The sequence below is a fragment of the Candidatus Methanoplasma cognatum genome, from assembly GCA_009777615.1.
Lineage (GTDB): Archaea > Thermoplasmatota > Thermoplasmata > Methanomassiliicoccales > Methanomethylophilaceae > Methanoplasma > Methanoplasma cognatum.
In genome coordinates, this window is sequence record WRLM01000006.1 from 26417 (window position 1) to 41907 (window position 15491).

Sequence of the window (15491 nt, forward strand, 5' to 3'; positions counted from 1 at the left end):
AGAGGGCGTCCGGCCCTAGCCCTTCCTTTACCTTTGCTCCGCCCGGATGCGGTCGTAGTAATGCACCACCATACAGGACCTCTCACACTTCCCGCATCTGATGCATCTCTTCCGGTCGACCTTGAAGCCCCCTTTTATCGTCACGGCGTTCTTAGGACATCCTTTCGCGCATATCCCGCACTCGGTGCACATCTCCGCCCGTATCAGCGCCTTTGCCGTCCTCTCGAACAAGGCCTCGGCATCCTTCTTCGTGCCGGCGGTGACGGATATCTGTCCTCCGCCGAATAGCTTCGATCTTCCGCTGTTCGTTTTCAGGAGAGCTATCTCAAACTCGGGGGAATACTTGACGTCCCCTATGACGCCTAAAGCATCCTCCACGTACGCGAAGTCCCTTTTCGACGGGACGTCGATCACCGCTTCCATAGAGTATCCGCCGGCGGCGCATGGGGATGCCCCCTTCATCATCTTCACGGAGGGTCCGGCGCTCTTCTTCGGCCTCATATCCAGATCCATTTCCTTTGCTATCTGGATCATCTTTGGAGGGAGGACCTTCCATCTCCAGAATCCCATGTCCGCGAACTCTTTCGGGAGACCTTTCGACTCGGCATATCTGCGGAGGTACCCCTCCCATTTGGCGTACATATCGGGGTGCGTCCTCTCCGTATTCTTCCACTCGCTTGCAAGGGAGGAGGCGCACAGGTAGCACCCTATCCTCTCAAGGTCCCTGTCATAAAGAGGATTGTAGCTCAGGCCTCTCATCCAGATATATCCCCATATCTCCGCCGCTGACCATTCCCTTACCGGGTTCAGGTTGGTCTGGTTCGGAACAAAGGGATTCTTGGACACGAACCCGATGTCTGATCTGGAGAAGGATTCCAGCATACGGTTGCCCTCAATGGTGACGGTTCCTTTCGGGAACTCCTTCGATATCAGCTCCGTAACGGGGCCGAGCTTGCAGGCTTTGCAGCACCATCTGAAATCTTTTGCCGGAGGTCCGAATGTATCCACATTGTCCCAGAACGCATTTCCAGCCGACGCTTTGAGGAGTTTCAGGTCGTTATCTTCCACGAACCTGTCTACATACTCTGCCGTTTCCGGGAACTCCAATCCCGTGTCAATGAAAATAAGGGTCAGATCGTCCAGCGCTTTGGACGCCACGCCGTATGCGGCAAGGGAGTCCTTTCCTCCCGAAAAAGAGACCGTCACCGGAACATCCTTCTTCGATACGAACGACCTGATGTCGCTGACCCCTTTACTCTCTATGCTTTCCAGGTGTTCCTTGTTGGACCTTATGAGCTCTTCCCTGCCCGACGGCGGGGACATGGGTCTGCCCCATGACGGATCCAGATCCTTTATCTTGACCGCCCTTTCCGCCGTTGCGATACTGTCGCTGTCTGCCAGTGCTGTCCCCGGACCCGCCTTTTTCCCTTTTCTGACTATGAGGGGGTCGCCTGCGGAGAACTCGCCCGCCGATCCGGTGATATCCTCTCCGGCCACCGTCTTTCCCTTCAGATGCCCGGATATGTTGCCTATGCTTACCAGGTTCTTCGTCGCCGCCCCGGCAAAGATGTCCGCCCCCGCCTGCCTGAGATCCAGACGGAGGACGCTCTCCTTCAGATCGAACCTTACGGTCCCGATTACCTCTCCGTGAGCGATGATCTCATCGGACCTGTCCTCGCCGGGGATCTTGTTGAAGAACATCATTCTGCCGGATATCGGCTCGTCCGTTCCGAAAGAGTCTTTGAACAGGCGGCTTATGACGCCGATGCTGTCGCCCATACAGGGCCTTATGTCCCCGGGGCTGTTTATCTCGAAGCTCCTTCCTTCAGAACCGCAGAATGAGCATCCCTTTCCGAAGATCAGCGTTCCGCATCCGTCGCACCATCTTTTCTCGACCTTCCCGTGTGCGATGTTCTGTGCCATTTTCCTCTGATTCTCAATCCTATGCACATTTATAAACAATGACACTAATGCGGAAATCATGAGGGATGCCGCTGACGGCCTGAGAAGAGTAGACCCGGGCTATCGGCCCGTAAGGGGTAAGATCAGTTTCAGTAAGACAGAGATCATTCACATTGCCGCTGCAATAGCCGTTCTTTCAATCGCATACTCTTTTGTTATGATGAGAAGAGAGGGGCTGGATTTTGATTCGGACCAGACAACGAATACCCTCATCATCATAGGAATATCTGCGATATTGGTCATCTGCAGTTTCCTTTTCCACGAGCTCGGACACAAATTCGTCGCCCAGAGATACAACGCATGGTCCGAGTTCAGGGCATACCCCTACGGTTTGGTGATGGCGCTGATAATCTCATCCGTCTTTGGATTCCTGTTCGCCGCGCCGGGTGCAGTTTACATAAGAGGGCACATAGATAGGAGAATGAACGGAAAGATCAGCCTCGCAGGGCCTGCGGTCAACTTCGTTATCGCGGCTGTTGCGATCGTGGTCTTCCTTGCGTTAGAGCCCGGACCTCTGGCATATGTCATATTCATGCTCGCCAACCTCAACGCATTCCTGGGTCTGTTCAATATGATCCCCGTTCCTCCCTTCGACGGATCTAAGATCGTTGCCTGGAACGTACCGATATATGTAGCTGCTGCCTTGGTCGGCGCTGCGGAACTTGCGGTCGTGTGGCTCTACCTCTTATTATAAGGGGATAAGTCAGAGACCCCCCTTTGAACATTCTGTCAGGAGTCGGGATTACCGATCATAATAACGATTAGATAAATCACGATTAGAGAATGGCGCTGAAAGACGAAGCATAGTCTGAAAAACATAAGCGGCCTCCGTGCAGACTGCACAGAGGCCGGAATGAAAGGTTTGCAAGGAGTTTACATATACTCTTCGCAGGGGTACCTCAGGTTCGTCAGTATCGATCCTTCCCACTGTTCCAGCTTTCCCGGGTTCAGGATGTTGTTGGGATCCATCGCCTTCTTTATCGCAATGATCGACGAGAGTTCAGAAGCCCTCTCCCTCATGTACTTAGGCGCTTTCGCTATCCCCACGCCGTGCTCGCCGGTGACCGTCCCTCCAAGATCGATGCAGACATCGAATATCTCGTCGGTGGCCTTCACCGCTCTTTCCCACTCGTCTGTGTCAGTGGGGTCTATGAGTATCTTCGTATGCAGGTTGCCGTCGCCCGCGTGACCGTAGGTTGCGATGGTCACCCTATACTTATCCGCGATCTCCTGGAACGCCTTCACGGCTTCAGGCACATTCGAGATGGGGACGCCCATGTCGTCCGCCAGCGACACCGATGAGTGTCCCGGCTTAAGCGCCGATAACGCCGCCATGATCGATTTCCTGGCGTCGGTCCAGGCGTCTATCTGCTTCTGGTCATAGGAGGGGGTGATCGTTACCGCGCCTGTCTCTTTGGCGACCTCCTCGATGATCTTCAGATCCCTGCTCACTACCTCGTCGGTCTCCCCGTCGGCTTCAAAGATGCACAGCGCCTCACAATCAGGCACCGGGTTGCCCCTTGCTTTGTTCACCGCTTTTATGCTTATGCTGTCCATGAGTTCGCAGGATGCGGGGATCATCGGCCTTGCAATAAGTTTCGCTATGCAGTTACCTGCGTCATGTATGCTGTTGAAGGTACACAGGCAGTAAGCAGACTTCTTTGGTTTGGTGGTCAGTTTCAATGTTATCTCAGTGATTATACCCAGCGTCCCTTCGGAGCCGCACATCAGCCTCGCCAGCTGGTACCCTGAGGCGTCTTTGATCGTCCTGGTTCCGGCGCGCACTATCTCTCCGTCGGCTTTGACGTATGTGAGGCCAAGAACATAATCCCTCGTCGCGCCGTATTTCACCGCTCTCATACCCGATGCGTTGAGAGCGACCATCCCTCCGATCTGACATGCCTCGGCAGATCCGGGGGCGGGGGGGAAGAAGAATCCGTATTTCGCCAGTTCGTCGTTAAGGTCATTGTAGTTTATCCCGGGTTCGACATCGACCCAGAGGTCCGCCACGCTTACCTTCTTCACTTTGTTCATCCTCTGCATGGCCATTACTATGCCGCCTTTTATCGGCACGGCGGACCCGCACAATCCTGTTCCGGCGCCTCTCGGCACGACCGGGATCTTCTCTCTGTTGGCGATCTTCATTATCTCCGAGACCTGTTCGGTGGTCCTCGGCTGAATTACGATATCGGGACTGTTGCGGAAAATCGACGCATCAAAGCCGTAAGTGTACAGGTCCGCGGACCTAGTCGAGTACCCCTCCTTGCCTACGATCTTCTCGATGCTGTCTATTATTCTCTGTTCCATTTAAACACCGACAACCCACATCCATCTGATGGGTTATAAAACATTCATATTGAATACGATACGGTGAGGAAATAGCCTTTTAAAGATTGAATGAATCGCTTGGATATGAAAACAAAGATCATCCTCTTAGGCCCCCCCGGATCGGGCAAAGGCACTCAGGGCGAGATGCTCGGCGGGGAATTTGGGTTCGTAAGACTTTCCACAGGGGACATGCTCAGAGAGGCCGCAAGGAACGGAACGCCGCTCGGGATCAAAGCGAAAGGATACATGGACAGCGGCGCGCTTGTCCCGAACGATCTGATAATCAACCTCATGATGGAGAAGATCGCATCCCTAGGCGACGGAACGGGAGTGATATTCGACGGTTTCCCAAGGACAGTGGAACAGGCCGATGCTCTCGGCGAGCGGATAGACGTGGACCTTGCTCTGAACCTTGACGTCGATGATGCGGAATTGGTCAACAGACTCACGAAAAGGCGCTCGTGCCCGAAATGCAATGCCGTATACCACCTAGACTACAACCCGCCGGCGGAATCGGGGATATGCGATAAATGCGGCTCGGAACTCTACCACAGAGATGATGATAAAGAGGAGACTGTCGTCAACAGGCTGAACGTATACCGCAGGAACACGATGCCCCTCATCGAATACTACGAAAAAAGGGGAAAGCTCCGGACCGTCAGAGGCACCGGGGACATTGACGGGATATTCGAGAAGGTTAAGGAAACAGTCCTCTGATGCGTGCTGTGGCGAGCCCCTTATTGAAATGAGGAGTCTGTATCCGTAAGCCTACTGATGTCTAGTTTGGGCAATATTGCGATAGTACATCCCTGTTCGACGACCTTTTAGGGTGTGTTGATTATCATCAACGCCCCAATAGAGTGTGCCATTAACTTAACTCACCTCCATAGAGTACTCCGCATGGAGAAAGCTGTTTAACTCAAAAACATATCTTGTACCATCGTCTGACGTGAGCGACGCATGGCGTGTTACGTTTATCGCCGATACTTTATAGACTGTTCCGCCTGAAACCACTCCTTCATATGTCGTACCGTTTAATACCGCAGATATCACATAATCTGCCCTTATCCACACAGTTCTGTCATCAAATTCCACAAACACGAGTTGTCTACCTTCTACATCTACCACTTCACACGGTTTGCCGCTTAATCCCGCATAATAGAGTTTGCCATTTAACTCCACAACAGGTACATGAGTCCAATATCCTTCATACCCTACAACATGCCAGCCGTTATTCCCCCAAGTTCTAACAATTGTACTATTTTCGGGCTGTTCTCCTAGTTCCCAGCGATTCCATGTTGCTTCACAATAATAGTAATCAGTCCCATCGTAATTCGTGGGGAGTCTGCCAGCTACATTGGGGTTTAGCGCAACGCCAGCCGTAAGATGAATACCAACTGAACCATCATTATGCAAAACCTCTACCCAATGTATCACATATCTGTAATTCATTGCTCCAATCAAAGATACGAAAAGGAGTACGTGGTCCTCGCAGTCGCCTATATTTTCTGTGAGGGTCTCTGCTGGCAACCTCCAATAATCTGGCGTTATGTGGTCGCCTTCTTCGTTGTCATAAGGGATATTTTGAACAAACCTTAGTACGAAATTAATGCGATCAACGTCCCTCCAGCCATCGGTGATTTCATTAAACGCTCTTGCTATGTCTCTTATTATTTGATCATCGGATCTTATATAGGTGTTCAAATCATCATAATGGGGCGATCTTTTTATTTCTGTATTTAACGCTTCTTCATACCACCTTAAAGACATCTGAGGAACATCCATTCGTGCAGTACCATTGTTTATTAATAATCGAACATTATTAATTTCCACTTCTCTATTAGGAGTAAGTAAGCTATTTGCATAAGTCCATGTAAAGGTTGGGTTGGCCCAATAATAAGTTTCGTATGACAGCTCATAATATCCATTTAGGTTGATGAGAGTTATAGTATGTCTGATTATAAAAGCACCTATTGAGCCATAATCATAACTGGCGCCCCAATCAGATGTGCTATTGTACAGTATATTTCCATTAGTGTCGCTAATCGTCCAAATCCTTTGGCTGATTTCGTCATTACTATTGGTTGGTGTCATTGTAATGACTGTAGGCGTTGAATTTTGCGTTGTGACCGTGAAATACGCCGGATGTGAAAATCTCCCCTCGATTATCATATCCCTGTTGACATTGAAAGTGGGGAGCCATGGAGTTGTAGCCCACTGTTCACCCCCCATATCAATCCGATACCATCCTTCAAAGACCCATCCTGCATTTAATGTGTTATTCGAAACTACGCAATCGAACTCGTAATACCCTGAGTTTCCGTCATTGACCCAGCCACCTATAATCCGTAAACCTCCCGCATCACCAACCTCACTGGGAGTGGTATAAACCTTTATTGTATAGCATTGGATGGTGAAATCCTGTGTGAAGTCACCTGTCGCGCTACCGTTCTCTATGGTGGCTGTGACGATCACTTTGCCGGATCCACTCGTCCAAAGGGTGTTGCCGATGATGGTTGCCCCCGTAGTTCCCTTGTCCTTGACATACCAGTTTATGGTCTTGTATGTGGTGTTGGAGGGGGCCACCGTTCCGGTCAGACGCAGCGATATTCCCGCCACCGTCACTTGCGGAACTCCGGTGATGCCCGTCACATATACAGGCGTCATGACGATGTCAAAGTCCTGTGTATATGGTTCACCGATTGCAGCACCGTCGGTTATAGTGGCCGTAACGGTCACCGTACCGACTCCGGTCGTATTGAGTCTGTTGGTGTTAGTGATCGTCGCCCCAGTAGTTCCCGGATACTTGACCTCCCAAGCGATGGTCTTGTTCGTTGCGTTGGTGGGTTCCACTGTTCCAATCAGGGTCAGCTGTGTTCCCGCTGTTGCCGTTGTCGGAATTCCTGTGATATTCGTCACTGGCACCGGTTCCACTCTGATTGTGAACTCTTGTGCATATGGCATACCGCCGCCGGCGCCATATGCGATCGTGGCCGTCACTATGGCTATGCCCGATGTGGTTGTGGATAATGTGTTTCCGCTTATGGTCGCTCCGGTAAGTCCTCGTACAGACCATGATATGGTCTGGAACGTGGCGTCTGACGGGTCCACCGTTCCAGTAAGAGTCAGAGGCGTTCTGACGACAGCCGCCGAAGGCACTTCCGATATGCTCGTTACAGGTACAACTACGCCGTACTTCACGATAATAGCATCCTGGTTGCCTTTTGTCGTTATGCCCGCCCAGTCGCCGGAATTGAATGTGGCTGAATACCCAACGGCGACAACACCACCAGGTATGGCCATCACTGAGTAATAATAATCAACGCCGGAACCACCGAAGTTCTTCTTCCACACCGCATTGCCATCGTTATTGTACTTCACGATGATTGCATCGTAGTTTCCTTTTCCGGTGACACCTGTCCAATCTCCATTGCCGAATGCATTGGAATACCCAACAGCGATAACGCCGCCCGGTACCGCTGTCACTGAATTATATGCATCTATGCCGTTCCCGCCAAAGTTCTTCTTCCATACCACATTGCCGTCGTTGTCGTACTTCACGATGATCGCGTCTTGGCTGCCTTTTGTCGTTATGCCCGCCCAGTCGCCGGAATTGAATGTGGCTGAATATCCAACAGCGATAACACCGTCATGTACCGCCGTTACCGACTGATAAGTGTCGATGCCCGAACCACCGAAGTTCTTCTTCCACACCACGTTGCCGTCGTTGTCGTACTTCACGATGATCGCGTCTTGGCTGCCTTTTGTCGTTATGCCCGCCCAGTCGCCGGAATTGAATGTGGCTGAATACCCGACGGCGACAACGCCGTCAGGTACCGCCGTTACCGACTGATAAGTGTCGATGCCCGAACCACCGAAGTTCTTCTTCCACACCACATTGCCGTCGTTATCATACTTAACAATAATCGCATCTTGGTTGCCCTTACCTGTTACGCCCGCCCAATCGCCGTTACCAATCGTGGCTGAATACCCGACAGCGATAACGCCGCCCGGTACCGCTGTAACTGAATTATATGCATCTATGCCGTTCCCGCCAAAGTTCTTCTTCCATACCACATTGCCGTCGTTATCGTACTTCACGATGATCGCGTCTTGGCTGCCTTTTGTCGTTATGCCCGCCCAGTCGCCGGAGTTGAATGTGGCCGAATATCCAACGGCGATAACACCATCATGTATCGCCGTTACCGACTGATAAATATCATTACCTGAACTTCCGAAATTCTTTCTATAAATTTCATCCAATGGGGCAAGGTTGTCCCTTGATTCTATAATGAAATCCTGCACATATGACGTACCGTCCGCATTGCCTTTTTCAATCGTGGCCGTCACGGTCAACGTTCCCGATCCGGTCGTCGAGAGGATGTTACCATTAATCGTCGCTCCGGTTGTACCATAGTTCTTAATGGACCATGATATGGTCTGGAACGTGGCGTTTGACGGGGCCACCGTTCCGGTCAGGGTCAGAGGCGTCCCGGCGACAGACTCTGTGGGAACGCCTGTGATGTCCATGACAGGAATCACTGGTGCCGCCACTGTGATCGTGAAGTCCTTTGTGTATGGTGTGCCAACGGCTACGCCGTCGGCAATGGTGGCCGTCACGACGACTGTGCCTGCCGCTGTTGTGGATAATACGTTTACGCTGATGGATGCTCCCGTTGTTGAACTGGGACTCTTAACTGACCATGATATGGCCTTGTTTGTCGCATCGGCGGGGACCACCGTTCCGGTCAGGGTGAGAGGCGTCCCGGCGACAGCCGCTGTGGGAACGCCGGCGATATCTGTAACTGGAACAGTGTTTGCTGTCGCTACCGATAACCTTGCCTCGATCGTGATATCTCCATTGACCATAATACTACCAGTATTTTGTACGGGCCATCCGCCTTGGAACATATTGGCCCCTTCGCAATACCATCCATCAAAGACCCATCCCTCGTCCGGCGTAACTACAAAGTCAATTCTCGTTCCGGCGGTGGCCCAGCCAACGATCGCTGACTCGGTGGTCGCTACTTGATTTGCGCCACTGAAAACAGCCGACAGTATTCCCGCATTGACCGGGGAGACATAAATCTCTACCCGGTACCCGCCTAAAGTGAGGGTGAAATCCTTCACGTAGTCTACACCTGGTGCGGTGCCGTTTGCGACGGTAGCTGTAATGACTGCCGTGCCGGTTCCCGTGGTGGATAGAGTACTGCCGCTGATGGTCGCTCCCGTTGTCCCTGCATTCTTGACAGACCACATTATGGTCTTATTCGTGGCGTTATTCGGAGACACTGTTCCGGCCAGGGTCAGAGGTATCCCTGCGACAGCCGTTGCGGGGACGCCGGCAATGTCCATGACGGGAATCACTGGTGCCGCCACTGTGATCGTGAAGTCCTTTGTGTATGGTGTGCCTACGGCTACGCCATTGGCTATGGTTGCCGTAACGGTAACCGTGCCGCCGGCGGTCGCGGATAGGATGTTCCCTGAAATCGCTGCTCCCGTTGTTCCAGCGCTCTTGATTGTCCATACAATATCCTTGTGCGTGGCGTTGGAGGGGACCGCTGCTCCTGTCAGAGTCAGAGGTATCCCTGCGGCTGCCGCAGAAGGCACCTCAATTATATCCGTGACGGGGATCAACGTCGGTAACGCCGATAATCTTCCCTCGATCGCGATATCTCCGTTGACTGTGAAAGTATGCCAAGTGCTTACAGACCACTGGAAATCGGTGCCTCCCATATACCATCCATCAAAGGTCCATCCGTTACCCGGCGCAACTGCGCAATCGATCTCAGTTCCGGCGGCGACCCATCCGCTGTTCTCCTGGTTTTCGTTATTGTAATAAACGTTCAAGGTCCCGGCATCGCCTGGAGTGATGTAGATCTCTACCCAGTACCCGGAGAAAGAGATGGTGAAATCTTTCACGAAGTCTACGCCGGGCGCGGTGCCGTTTGCGATGGTCGCAGTAATGACCGCCGTGCCGGTTCCCGTAGTGGAAAGAGTACTGCCGCTGATGGCCGCTCCCGTTGTCCCAGCGCTCTTGACAGACCATGTTATGATCTTGTTTGTTGCGTTATTCGGAGATGCCGTCCCTGCCAGAGTCAGAGGTGTTCCGGCGACAGCCGTTGCTGGGACCCCGGTTATATCTGTGACTGGAACATTTTGTGTTGTTGCCGATAATCTTCCTTCTATTGTGATATCTTTACTGACTGTGAAAGAGTACAGCTGGGACGCGGACAGTAAGGTGTTCCCCTCATACCATCCGATAAAGGTATATCCTTCAAAGGATCTGGCTTCGCATTCAAAGCTCGTTCCCTGATCGACCAGTGTGCTGGTCCTCCACAGCACTCCGGTGCCGCCCAGGGTCATAGAGGCCTCTACCCTGTATTTGTCGGAGGAGCAAGAGATGCTGAAATCCTTCACGAAGTCTACGCCGGGCGAGATGCCGTTTGCGATGGTGGCAGTCACGACTGCTGTGCCTGCCGCTGTTGTAGATAATACATTTCCGCTGATCGTAGCTCCCGTTGTTCCGGCATTCTTAACAGACCATACTATGGCCTGGTTCGCTGCATCGGATGGTACTACCATTCCGGTTAGTGTCAGAGGTGTTCCGGCGGCAGCTATCGAAGACACTCCTGTTATGTCCACGACGGAAGCCAGAACCGTTACGCCATACTTTACGATAATCGCATCGGAGCCTCCTTTCCCTGCGGTGCCTGCCCAGTCGCCGTTACCGAATGTTTCTGAATATCCTCCTGCGACAATGCCGCCCGGTACTGCCGTCACTGATTGATAATAATCATGGCCTGACCCGCCGAAGTTCTCCTTCAACACAACATTGCCGTTGTTGTCATACTTCACAATGATCGCGTCGGCGCCGCCTTTCCCAGTGACGCCGACCCAATCTCCATTCCCAAATGAGCTAGAATGCCCAGCGATGACAATACCATCCGACACTGCCGTCACTGACCGATAATAATCATCGCCGATTCCGCCGAAGTTCTTCTTCAGCAAAACATTACCGTTGTTGTCATATTTCACGATGATAGCATCAATGCCGCCTTTACCGCCGACGCCGATCCAATCTCCATTCCCAAATAAATACGAGTACCCAACTGCAACTATGCCGTCGGACACTGCCGTCACCGATTGATAAACATCGCCGGCCGACCCGCCGAAGTTCTTTTTCCATACAACATTGCCGTTGTTGTCATACTTCACGATGATCGCGTCGTTGCCGCCTTTACCGCCGACGCCCGCCCAATCTCCGCTACCGAATGCGCTAGAATACCCCGCGGCGACAAAACCATCGGACACTGCCGTCACCGATTGATAATAATCGCCGCCTGACCCGCCGAAGTTCTTTTTCCATACAACATTGCCGTTGTTGTCATACTTCACAATGATCGCGTCGGCGCCGCCTTTCCCGGCGACGCCCGCCCAATCTCCATTGCCAAATGTATCTGAATATCCCGCGGCGACAACGCCATCGGATACGGTAATCACTGAAAGATAGTATTCACTGCCAGATCCGCCGAAGTTCTTTTTCCATACAACATTGCCGTTGTTGTCATACTTCACAATGATCGCGTCGGCGCCGCCTTTCCCGGCGACACCCGCCCAATCCCCGTTACCGAACGAACCTGCGTATGAATATCCCACAGCGATAACGCCGTCGAATACGGCCGTCACTGAGTAATAATAATCAGTACTTGACCCGCCGAAGTTATTCTTCCACACCACATTGCCGTTGTTATCATACTTTACAATGATCGCATCATAGTTACCCTTTCCCTGGACCCCTGCCCAATCACCGTCGCCGACATTATTAGAATATCCCACAGCGACAACACCATCGGGTGTTGCCGCCACAGATCGGTATTCATCCTGGACGGGTCCGCCAAAGTTCTTTTTGTATATTTCTTCCCATGGAGCAACTGCGCTCTCCGCCTCTATGATGAAATCCTTCACGAAGTCTATGCCAGGCGCGATACCGTTTGCAATGGTCGCTGTGATGACCGCCTTGCCAGCTCCAGTTGTCAAGAGGATATTGCCGCTGATGGTCGCTCCTGTTGTCCCAGCGCTCTTAACGGACCATATTATGGTCTTGTACGCAGCATCGGACGGTACCGCCGTTCCGGTCAGTGTCAGAGGCGTTCCGGCGGTAGCTGCCGAAGACACTCCTATTATGTCCATGACAGGAACCAGAACCGATACGCCATACTTCACGATGATCGCGTCGCTGTTACCTTTCCATGCAACGCCTGTCCAATCCCCGTTATCTAATACGTCTGAATACCCAACGGCGACGATGCCGCCAGATATAGCTGTTACTGAATAATAACAATCGCCGCTTGACCCGCCGACATTATCTTTCCACACTATGTCGCCATTGTTGTCATACTTCACGATGATCGCATCGGCGTCACCTTTCCCCATGACGCCGGTCCAGTCGCCATTGCCGAACAGGCTCGAGTACCCTACAGCGACAACACCGTCTGGTACCGTCGTTACTGATCGATAATAATCGCTGCCTGACCCGCCAAAGTTCTTCTTCCACACCACATTGCCATTGTTGTCATATTTCACGATGATCGCATCGGAACCGCCTTTCCCTGCGACGCCCCCCCAATCGCCATTACTGAAAGAAGTCGAATGCCCCGCTACCACAATGCCGTCTGGTACCGCCGTCACTGACTGATAAATATCGCCGCCTGATGTACCGAAGTTTTTCTTCCATACAACATCGCCGTTGTTGTCATATTTCACGATGATTGCGTCATAGCTACCTTTTCCTACGGTGCTTGCCCAGTCGCCATTACCAAATGCTTCCGAATATCCCGCGGCGACAACACCATCGGATACGGTCGTCACTGATTGATAATAATCGCCGCTTGACCCGCCAAAGTTCTTCTTCCACACTACATTGCCATTATTGTCATACTTCACGATGATCGCATCGTAGCCGCCTTTCCCTGTGACGCCCGCCCAATCACCGTTGCCAAAAGAAGTCGAATACCCCACTACCACAACGCCATCGGGTACTGCCGTCACTGAATTATAATAATCCTGGCCGGATCCGCCGAAGTTCTTCTTCCATACAACGTTGCCATTGTTGTCATACTTCACGATTATCGCATCAGTGCCGTCTTTCCCTGCGACGCCCGCCCAATCACCATTGCCAAATTTGCTCGAATATCCAACGGCAATAAGGCCGTCAGATACTACTGCCACCGATCGATAATGATCCTGGCCGGACCCGCCAAAGCTCTTCTTCCATACAATGTTGCCGTTGTTGTCATACTTCACGATTATCGCATCGGTGCCGCCTTTCCCTCCGATGCTCGCCCAATCGCCATTGCCAAATGCACCAGAATATCCCACAGCGACAATGCCGTCGGGTGTAGCCGCTACAGATAGGTATTCATCCTGGCCGGACCCGCCGAAGCTCTTTTTATATATTTCTTCCAAAAGAACAGAGGCGCACTCCGCCTCTATGATGAAGTCCTTCACGAAGTCTACGCCGGGCGAGATGCCGTTTGCGACAATGGCTGTCACAACAACTGTACCTGTCGCTGCTACGGATAACACATTTCCGCTGATGATCGCCCCCGTTGTCCCAGCACTCTTAACAGACCATGTTATGGTCTTGTATGCAACTTCGGAAGGGACCACGGTTCCGGTCAGCGTCAGAGGAATTCCAGCAGTAGCCGTCAAAGGCACCCCCGTTATGTTCGTGACAGGAGCCGGAGCCGTTACGAAATACTTCACGATAATTGCATCATTGTTACCTTTCCCTACGATGCCTGTCCAATCCCCATTATCAAATGCGTTAGAACATCCCGCAGCGACAACGCCGTCGGGTACCGCTGTCACTGAGAAACAAGCATCGTTACCTGACCCGCCGAAGTTCCTCTTCCATACTACATTGCCATTGTTGTCATATTTCACGAGGATCATGTCGGCGCCGCCTTTTCCCGCAACGCCGGTCCAATCACCATCACCTAGTGTGCCTGAATGCCCCGCGAGGATTATGCCATCGGGTACTGCCGCCGCTGAACGATACATATCGTTATCCGGCCCGCCGAAGTTCTTCTTCCATACTACATTGCCGTTGTTGTCATATTTCACGACTGTCGCATCGTTGTTACCTTTCCCTGCGAAACCGATCCAGTCGCCGTCACCGAAAGCATTGGAGTATCCGGCGGCGACAATGCCGTCGGGCACTGCTGTTACCGAGTAATAGTAGTCATAGCCTGACCCACCGAAGTTTTTCTTCCACACCACATTGCCATTGTTGTCATACTTCACGATGATTGCATCCCATCCGCCCTTCCCAGTAGCACCGGCCCAATCACCGATACCGAATGCGCCCGAGTATCCCACGACGACAATGCCGTCTGGCACTGCCGTTACTGATTGATAATAATCGCTGCCTGACCCGCCAAAGTTCTTCTTCCACACCACATTGCCGTTGTTGTCATACTTCACGATGATTGCATCATAGCCGCCTTTCCCTTTGATGTCGGTCCAATCGCCGTTACCCATTGAATTAGAATTACCTACGGCGACAACGCCGTCTGGTACTGCCGCCACCGAGTAATAATAATCAACGTTGGTTCCGCCGATATTCTTCTTCCATAATACATTGCCATTGTTGTCATATTTTACAATGATGGCATCGTTGTAACCTTTTCCTGCGACACCGATCCAATCACCATTGCCGAATGAGTCCTGGTATGAAATACCCACAGCGACAATGCCGTCGGGCACTGCCGTCACTGAATAATAATAATCATCATCTGACCCACCAAAATTCTTCTTCCATATTACATTGCCATTGTTATCATACTTCACGATGATCGCATCGATTTTACCTTTACCTTCGACGCCCGTCCAATCTCCGTCGCCAAATGCGCCTGAATACCCAACGGCGACAATACCGCCTGGTACTGCCGTTACTGATTGATAATAATCCTGGCCGGACCCGCCGAAGTTCTTTCCGTACATTTCGCCGCTACCGTCTCCTCCCGACATGGAAGTAACAGCGACCGATACTAGCGCAAGCGATACTGTCAGCAACGCAAGCACTACTAAAACACTCTTTTTGCCTTTCATCGTGATACCTCTTTTTTAATAAAGGCCTGCCTGAATCTAAATTACGGCCTGCCCCCATACTACTTGAATAATTGTAGGAGTTAACA

General features: G+C 51.8%; 5 protein-coding genes. 2 read left to right on the plus strand and 3 right to left on the minus strand.

What is annotated here, in order from left to right; translation table 11 throughout:
- Positions 1-27: 27 nt before the first annotated feature.
- Positions 28-1923: a phosphoadenosine phosphosulfate reductase family protein gene (locus tag FWG96_06845; protein ID MCL2032963.1), complete on the minus strand. Its 1896-nt coding sequence runs from the start codon at positions 1921-1923 to the stop codon at positions 28-30.
- A gap of 58 nt (positions 1924-1981) precedes the next feature.
- Between FWG96_06845 and FWG96_06850 the strand changes: the two genes are divergently transcribed.
- On the plus strand, positions 1982-2656 hold the full coding sequence (locus FWG96_06850; GenBank protein ID MCL2032964.1) for a site-2 protease family protein: 675 nt from the start codon (positions 1982-1984) through the stop codon (positions 2654-2656).
- 179 nt (positions 2657-2835) lie between these two features.
- Here the strand turns inward: FWG96_06850 and FWG96_06855 are convergent, their stop codons facing one another.
- Entirely contained in the window at positions 2836-4269 is a 1434-nt protein-coding gene (locus FWG96_06855) for an FAD-binding oxidoreductase (GenBank protein MCL2032965.1), read from the minus strand.
- Positions 4270-4374: 105 nt separating this feature from the next.
- Here FWG96_06855 and FWG96_06860 point away from each other — a divergent pair, with 105 nt between their 5' ends.
- Complete coding sequence (locus tag FWG96_06860; protein ID MCL2032966.1) at positions 4375-5007, plus strand: adenylate kinase; 633 nt, start codon at positions 4375-4377, stop codon at positions 5005-5007.
- Between the two features lie 156 nt (positions 5008-5163).
- Here the strand turns inward: FWG96_06860 and FWG96_06865 are convergent, their stop codons facing one another.
- On the minus strand, positions 5164-15405 hold the full coding sequence (locus FWG96_06865) for a hypothetical protein (protein MCL2032967.1): 10242 nt from the start codon (positions 15403-15405) through the stop codon (positions 5164-5166).
- Positions 15406-15491: the final 86 nt, after the last annotated feature.